Origin of the sequence: Bacteroides sp. L10-4 (assembly GCF_013373675.1) — a bacterium.
Classification (GTDB): domain Bacteria; phylum Bacteroidota; class Bacteroidia; order Bacteroidales; family Bacteroidaceae; genus Bacteroides; species Bacteroides muris.
The window spans coordinates 1-7,447 of record NZ_JABXJH010000101.1 but is presented as its reverse complement, the minus strand read 5'-3'; the positions used below and the strand labels follow the sequence as shown (position 1 = coordinate 7,447).

Sequence of the window (7,447 nt, the reverse complement as noted above, 5' to 3'; positions counted from 1 at the left end):
TAATCGGGAGGATTTGGTTAACTTTGACTGAGTCCTTGGAATTAGTAGTTTTCATGGAGAAAAGTCGCCAAACTTTTCCTTTAAATTACTAAATTTCAGGGACTTTTGCAGATTTAATCACTTGAAAATTAAATGTTTAACAGCATATATTTAATTTTTGTCATCTACTAAAAAATCTTTGTTTTAAGCATTGTATAAGTACAAATCCAAATATTTTAATATTTATTTAGTGTTTTTTAGCTTAATAGATTTAGATATTGCTAAATTTATTTATATGTTTGCAAACAAATCCAAATAATAGAGCTTATGAAAAGAAATTATTGCTTATCATTAGTGTTGCTTGCACTATTTGGGATGGCTGCACCTTATTCGGTAAATGCAGCCGAGAATGTGCCAAGTTCCCAGAGTACTCAGCAAGCAAAAAAAATCACAGGTAAAGTTGTAGATGCAGCAGGCGAGCCGATTATCGGCGCCAGCGTATTAGTGAAAGGTTCCGGTACGGGTGCCGTGACGGACATTGACGGAAGATTTTCTGTAGAAGCACCGGTGGGTAGCACACTGGAGGTGTCTTTTATCGGGTACAAAAGTGTTACAATAAAAGTGACGAATGCCACCGCTTATAATGTAACGTTGCAGGATGATTCTCAGGCGCTGGACGAAGTGGTGGTGACGGCTATGGGTATCAAGAAAGAGCGCAAGGCTTTGGGGTATTCAATGGAAGATGTGAAATCGGATGAATTGATGAAGGTGAAAACTGCCAACCCGATTTCCTCCCTTTCGGGTAAGGTGGCCGGTGTGAATATCACTCAGTCCTCGGGTGCTGCGGGTGCAGGTGCACAGATTATTCTCAGAGGAGGTACATCAGGTTCTGAAGGGAAGGATAACCAGCCGCTTTTTGTTGTGGACGGTTTGATTTATGATAATTCATCATCAGTGATAGGTAATTCTGCTTTTGACGGTTCTACGCGTTCGGCTTCTACTACTTCCAATCGTTTGATGGATATTAACCCGGAAGATATTGAAAGCATGTCTGTTCTAAAAGGACCTGCAGCTGCGGCTCTTTATGGTTCGCGTGCTGCCAATGGCGTCATTCTGATTACGACGAAGCAAGGTAAGGAAGGAATGGTAGAAGTGAATATAAATTCCAAGTTTACCAGTTCTTGGGTAAAGGATTTGCCGAAGGTTCAAACGGAATATGCCAGAGGATTTATGGAAGACCTCTATGGAGCAAATAAGGAATATACAGGTACTTCGTTCAATGATTTTGCTTATACTTCCTGGGGTGAAAGAACTAATGCGAAGACGTATGACAATATAGGTGATTTCTTTCAGACTGGCAATGTTTTCGATGAGAGTGCCAGCGTGTCAGGAGGTAGCAAGAATAGTAAGTTCTATTTGTCCGGTTCGTTTTATGACCAGGCAGGTGTCGTACCTGAAACCGGTTATCGGAAGTATGCTTTCCGTTTCAACGGAGAGCAGAAAGTAGGCATATTTACATTTAATGCAAGTGCTGCTTATTCTGATGCCCATACCGATAGAACCTTGACCGGAGCCGGTTTGTATGGCTCTTCCGGTAATGGGGCTTTGTACGGGGTTTACAACTGGTCTCCATTTGACGATATGACCCGTTATTTGAATGAAGACGGTTCGCGTTATCGTATGTTCGGTGACCGTCTTGATCCATGGGAGGAACGTGACAATCCCTATTGGATTGTGAATAAAAACCGTATTTTTGATGATACGGACCGCTTTACCGGTATGGTTAGCTTAAAGGCTGATATTACTAAATGGTGGTTCTTGTCCTATAAAATAGGATTGGACCAATATACGCAAACAGCTTCCAACAGATTGGCAGCCAATGGTGTGCTCAAACAAGTTTGGCAGAATGGAATGATGAGTGATAATACAATGCGCTTCCGCTATATGTCTCATGATTTTATGTCGAATATATCGAAGAGGTTTGGAGATTTTGACTTGAACTTGTTGTTGGGGGCTACTATTGACGAGACTAAGACAGACCGCGTGTCTATGATGGCATACAACTTTACGGTGCCCGATTTCTTCTCTTATGCCAATGCGAAAGATACAGAAAAACGTTTTTCTCACGGAGCCTCCAAGAAAAGGCTTGTCGGCTTGTTTGGAGAGTTTCGCGCTTCTTGGAACAATATGTTGTATCTGACTGTTTCCGGACGTAACGACTGGACTTCTACGCTGCCTATAGAGAATCGCTCTTATTTTTATCCGTCCGTCAGTGGGTCATTTGTATTTACAGAGATGTTGCACAAGTTAGGTTGGATGTCTGACAGCGTGCTTAATTTTGGTAAGATTCGTGCTTCTTGGGCGAAAGTGGGTAAGGATACGGGGGCATATGAGACGGCTACTGCACTTTGGCCTGTTGGAGCTTTCTTGAATGGTCTGGTTGGTGCCGGTAATACTTGGACGCGTGGTAATCCGTACTTGAAGCCGGAAATGACTAAATCAACAGAAATCGGCTTGGAATTGAGTTTCTTCAAGAATCGTTTGCACATAGATTATGCTTATTATACCAATGATTCTTATAATCAGATTCTTTCTCCGCGTGGTCCTCAATCCACTGGTTACATATTCTGTTCCATCAATGCCGGTAATGTATATAACAAAGGTATGGAACTGAGCATTTCAGGTATCCCTGTGCAGACCAAAGACTTGACTTGGGAAGTTGGGTTCAATATGGCCGGTAACCGAGGTACTTTGGATGGACTTCCTGATGGCATGGACGTAATGTATGTTACGGATGTTCAGTATGCCGGTGCACAGGCTGCTTCTTTCAATGGCGGTGATTTTATGGCTATTGCCGGTACAGAATGGAAGAGAAATGAAGACGGAAAACTTATTTTGGATAAGAACGGAATGCCTACTTTTGATTCTGCACTTTCTGCTGTAGGTAATCGTGAAGCAACATTTACGGGTGGGCTGAATAACACATTGACCTGGAAAGGATTTACTTTCAATATGTTGTGGGAGTTCCGCGTAGGTGGTGATGTTATCAACGGCACTCGTTATGCGATGGATAATTCAGGTGTGAGCCGTTTTTCCGGTGATGTGCGCAATCGTCCTTTGACTGTGGAAGGTGTGGATGCGAATGGCAATGCCGTAAGCCATACTTGGGAAGCGGATAAGACTTATGTCTTTAATGAAGTGGAAAAGAGTGGCTATAATATCATAAAGGATTATTATCAGAACTATTATCCAAAGAATACACGGAACTATATTACTGAAGTCAATTCATTGAGACTTCGTTCTGTTTCTCTCTCTTATGATTTCCCGAAAAAGTGGTTGCAAAGAGTGGGATTTGTAAAGCGGGCCTCTGTATCTGTTGCTGCCACCAACCTGCTGCTGTTCACTAATTATGACGGTGATCCTGAAGTGGCTGCTGCCGGTGCCGGTGTGGGAGGCTCCTCTTCTGTCGGTTTTGACTATTGTGGTGTTCCTGCTACGTCGGGTATGTCCTTTGGGTTGAACTTGACATTCTAAACATATTTCGGAATACTAAAAAGAAAATTGTATGAAAGATATAAGAACATTTTTATTGGGTGGGGTAAGTTTGTTGACGCTTGCGTTTACCTCATGTAGTGACTGGTTGGATTGCAACGTCGATCCGGAAAATCCGTCATCGGAGAGTGCTACCTTTCAAACCCGTTTGCCGCATATCGAGTTCTATACGAACAGTGCCAACCAATTTGGGGCTTGGCGTTCGTCCATGTCTATGGGCGACTGGACCAGATATTACAATGGGGGAACTTATTGGAATATGTCTTGTTGGGCACCTAATTGGAAATATAAAGATGGACCTTCTACCACTCCTTACCAATGGTGGTTTGTAGGAGCCGGATGCAACATTGAGGATATGTATAAGAAGGCTATGGCAGCAGGTGCCTGGCATTATGTGGGTGTGGCAAAGGTGATTCGTGCTTACGGCTTTATGCTGATGACGGATATTTACGGTGAAATGCCCTATACCTATGCTTTGGGAGAGGATGAAACTCCTGCCTATGACAATGGAAAGACCATCTATCTGGGATGCCTGAGCGAGTTGGATGAGGGCATCGAACATCTGCAAAAGACACAAGAACCGTCACTCCCTTCACTGGCAGAGGGTGATTTCTGGAATAGCGGCGATGTGAATAAATGGTTAAAACTTGCCTATCTGCTGAAAGCTCGCTATTGCAATAAATTATCAAAGAAAGCTGCCGGAAGTTATAAAGAAGGTAAGTATGATGCGGATGAGATATTGGCTTGTTTGGCAAAGGCTCAACAGAGTAATGCAGACAATACCATTATCAACCATACAGATGACAACGGCCCTAAACACGATGATTTAGGTTGGAATGAACCGGTAGATTATTCTCCGCTCTTTTCGGTATGCGGCATGAATGGTGGCTATATGGTGACTAAAATGCTTTACGACAACCTGACAAACTTTGCCGGTTTGGGAGTGGAAGATCCGCGTGCGGACAAGATAATCCCTTGGGCATGGTCTCAGAAATCTGCGAATTCACCGGCAGGGATTAAGTTTAAGGATGGATGGAGACGTTCATTGGGCGTGGATATGGTTTCCGGTGACTCTCCAAACTTGGTGGGTGGACCGTTGAGAGCAGGATTTAGCAAGGCAAAAGGTGGCTGGTGGATTGATTCTGATTCTGAAACGCGCAAAGGAGATACAGTTTATGTGGAAGGTACCAGCTGGTGCAAGGGCTATCAGGGTAAGCAGGATTTGCTGTATAGGCGAGATGGTACAGACGCTTCCAAAGAATCAGGTTCGTTCTATACACGTGTTTCTTCGCCTACTTATGTGGGAACGTATGCAGAAGCTTGTTTCATTAAGGCCGAAGTCTTATTTAAACAAGGGGATAAAAATGGTGCGTTTACAGCTTATAAAGAAGGGGTAAAGGCAAGTATAGAGTGCATGAATGAGAAGCTGAATGTTTGGTGTACGGAAGATGCTTCATTGAAGTCTTGTCCGTCGTTTACTCCAATGGAGCAAGCAGACATTGATAAATTCTTGGCAAGTGGCATCGGTACTTCCGCAGATTTGAGTTTAGGTAAGATTATGACCCAGAAGCGTATTGCGTTGCACTTCTCCATGGAAATCTGGAATGATATGCGACGCTATGATTTTGACCCGGAAATCTTTTTTGGTTGGGGAATACCGGCCTACCACGACATTAATGAGGATGGACTGAAACATATTCCTGCCGGTAAGCATTACCGCAGATGGATGCAGTGCTCTCATGAGTTTAATTACAATGCCGCTAACTTGAAGGCTATCGGTTCGGAAGTGCCGGGAGCAGATACATCGTCTGATATGTGGAATACGGAAGATGATGCGTTTACCATTAATGTTTGGTGGGACTCTACTCAAGAATAAACAAGAATGTTTAATTTTATACATGTGAATTTATGAAGGCTGTATTGATTTCTGTATTGTTGGCGATATTGCCGATAGTAGGGCAAGTGAATAGTGAAGTGTCTATACGAGGGAAAATAGATATTCGTCCGGGTGAAACAACTCACTTGGGAGCATATCCCGATAACCCTTCTTATACTTATGTCTGGGATTTTGAACAGAATAATGTAGAAGCGAATTTTAGCTATTCTACCTCTGGTAATTCAATAACTATAACCCATCTGAATAAAACACAGTCTTCGCTTTTGGGTGTTTATTGTACAGTCTATGATGAGTCTGGTTATAATATTGGTACTGGATATACAGAAATTGTAGTACAATTTTGATATATTGAAGACTCTAAAAGGTCTTCATTCATAGATGATGATTGGAACAGCCGGTTCGTGAGAATCGGCTGTTTTTCGGTACGCCCAGCATGTGCGTGCGCTATAGGGTGTAAGTCCCGAACGAGCCCTGATAGTGGGAATCGTTAGCCCAAGGCAAGGGTGTCCTTCGCGAGGAGGGATCTGAAGGAAGCTTGCGGCAAACTCTCGGCTCTACGAACAGAAACTGATTATAAGGCTATATTTGGAGGACAAGTTTGCCAAACAAAACAAAGTCCTATAACTATCCGAATCCCGATATAGTAGAATCAGAGGGCATATGAGATGAAAGCGTACGTTCTTATCTGGGGAGGTCTCACGGACAGGTGCAACCCAACTGTATCTGGTTGAAACAAGATTTGTCGTGAGAAGTCAGCAGAAGCCATAGTACCTGTCACTCACCATAATGGGGAAGGGCTGAACCTTAATTACGTAAGATACCTGAATGTTACCTTATGAGGGGAAGAAAGCAGAACATAGAAACTCTATCCGACCAATCGGCGCAGAGGGTGGAACCTGAAGTCATGATTGGTATGCAGACTTTCATGGGGATAACTGAAAATCATCTTACAGCCATTAAACAGGAAAAAGGAGAGTTATTGGAATATATTCTTTCCCCTTCTAATTTAAACCTTGCTTATAAACAGGTAAAGAGTAACAAGGGTAGTGGCGGCATTGACCGTATGGAAGTGGATGAGTTGCTTCCTTATCTTCGTTGCTACAAGGATAAACTAATAACTTCCATTTATGATGGTAAATACCATCCGAACCCCGTGCGTCGTGTGGAGATTCCCAAATCGAATGGGAAGACACGTAACTTGGGTATTCCCACGGTGGTTGACCGTTTGATTCAGCAAGCCATCTCACAAGTGCTTCAACCTCTTTATGAACCTCAATTTTCACCAACCAGCTATGGTTTCCGCCCTCATCGTAGTGCTCATGATGCGTTATTAAAATGTGGCGAATATATCTCTGCCGGTTATGTGTTCACGGTCGATATGGATTTGGAGAAATTCTTTGATACAGTCTGCCATAGTAAGTTGATAGAAATCCTGTCACGTACCATCAAAGACGGTCGTGTCATTTCTCTGATTCATAAATATCTGAACTCCGGTGTACTTATAGGAGGCAAGAAAGAGGACAGTTCAGCCGGGGTTCCTCAGGGTAGTCCATTGAGTCCCTTGTCAAGCAATATAATGCTTAATGAGTTGGACAAGGAACTGGAGAAACGTGGGCATTTGTTCGTTCGGTATGCTGATGCCCTGGTCATCTTTTGTAAAAGCCGTCGTTCCGCCCAGCGTACATTGGATAATCTGCTTCCCTTTATTGAAACGAAACTTTTTCTAAAGGTGAATAAGGAGAAGACTCATGTCGCTTATATGCGTGACATCAAATTCCTTTCCTATGCCTTTGGTCGTAGTAATGTCAAATGCCAATTCTACATCCATGTCGATAGTGTCAAGAAGATGAAGAGTAAGATACGTGAACTCACCAGCCGTAATAACGGCTGGAGCTACGAATACCGTAAACAACGTTTGACTTGGTATATCCGTGGTTGGCTCAACTATTTTAAGTTGGCAGGTCTCAAAAGTAGGATAAAGGAATGGGACGGTTGGCTCCGTCATCGCATACGGATGTG

General features: G+C 43.1%; 4 protein-coding genes. All 4 read left to right on the top strand.

All coding sequences use genetic code 11. From position 1 onward, the window contains the following. The first annotated feature begins 306 nt into the window (after positions 1–306). Positions 307–3,513, top strand: coding sequence for a SusC/RagA family TonB-linked outer membrane protein (locus tag HU824_RS18745; RefSeq protein ID WP_176469680.1), 3,207 nt, complete (start codon positions 307–309; stop codon positions 3,511–3,513). Positions 3,514–3,544: 31 nt separating this feature from the next. Further along, positions 3,545–5,407: a SusD/RagB family nutrient-binding outer membrane lipoprotein gene (locus HU824_RS18740; protein WP_136011164.1), complete on the top strand. Its 1,863-nt coding sequence runs from the start codon at positions 3,545–3,547 to the stop codon at positions 5,405–5,407. 32 nt (positions 5,408–5,439) lie between these two features. Then, on the top strand, positions 5,440–5,772 hold the full coding sequence (locus tag HU824_RS18735; RefSeq protein WP_176469679.1) for a hypothetical protein: 333 nt from the start codon (positions 5,440–5,442) through the stop codon (positions 5,770–5,772). A gap of 491 nt (positions 5,773–6,263) precedes the next feature. After that, positions 6,264–7,447, top strand: a 1,184-nt coding sequence (gene ltrA, locus HU824_RS18730; protein ID WP_176469678.1) for a group II intron reverse transcriptase/maturase, incomplete at its 3' end; no start/stop codon positions are given.